The sequence below is a fragment of the Vibrio marinisediminis genome (assembly GCF_014050145.1).
Taxonomy (GTDB): Bacteria; Pseudomonadota; Gammaproteobacteria; order Enterobacterales; family Vibrionaceae; genus Vibrio; species Vibrio marinisediminis.
Window position 1 is genome coordinate 1 of the sequence record NZ_JACFYF010000310.1, and the last position, 252, is coordinate 252.

1 protein-coding gene is annotated in these 252 nt (G+C 27.0%); it reads right to left on the minus strand.

What is annotated here, in order from left to right; all coding sequences use genetic code 11:
* Positions 1-34 precede the first annotated feature (34 nt).
* On the minus strand, positions 35-252 hold a 218-nt coding region (locus tag H2O73_RS24205; protein ID WP_220457776.1), incomplete at its 5' end, for a CsgE family curli-type amyloid fiber assembly protein.

The following is a 252-nucleotide window of genomic DNA, read 5'->3' on the forward strand; positions in this document are numbered from 1 at the left end:
AAAAAAAGTAATATTTTTTTCATTTCAATTGGGTTTAGAATCTTATTTTTCGCTTAGAAAACAATGCTCGTTGTTTAGCATAGTTGTTAATTGCCAGAATAGCTTGTTGTGCCATTACCTCCAAATATTCCTGTTTTGGATTTGTCATGGTTTTAAAAATATCTACATCATCAATAACAATAGTAATTTCACTACTTATACCTATCATTGGTTTTTCATTAACATGAATAATGAATGGGTATTTTAAACTAA